Consider the following 409-nt stretch of genomic DNA (forward strand, 5'->3'; position numbering starts at 1 on the left):
CTAAATATTCTCCTTTCACTCGCACAGGAGGTGGAACACAGGGCTACTTGTTTGAGATTGACCAAGCCTTTGGTGAGTACTTTCTGAGTTTAGTAATGCGAAATAATAATCTATTAATTAATGAAAGTAATGAGAAAGAAGTTGCTGAGATTGAGGATATAGAAAAGTTGATAGATCAGACAACTACCAATACTGAAAAAGAAAGAATCATAAAAACACGAATTGGTCAGGGGTTATTTAAGCAAAAACTACTTAACAGATCTCCGGAGTGTGAAATTTGTGGTTTAGATGTTCCATCGCTTCTTATTGCAAGCCATTGTAAGCCTTGGAGTGAATCAGACAACTTTGAACGCCTCGATGATAATAATGGGCTATTGCTCTGTGCAAATCACGATGGAGTATTCGATAG

General features: G+C 37.2%; 1 protein-coding gene. It reads left to right on the top strand.

The genetic code is table 11. The annotated features are described in order from the left end of the window. Nucleotides 1–47: 47 nt before the first annotated feature. A partial coding sequence (locus R0J92_RS21820; RefSeq protein WP_411053181.1) for an HNH endonuclease occupies nt 48–409 on the top strand: 362 nt, incomplete at its 3' end.

This window comes from Tritonibacter sp. SIMBA_163 (assembly GCF_046535935.1).
Lineage (GTDB): Bacteria > Pseudomonadota > Alphaproteobacteria > Rhodobacterales > Rhodobacteraceae > Epibacterium > Epibacterium scottomollicae.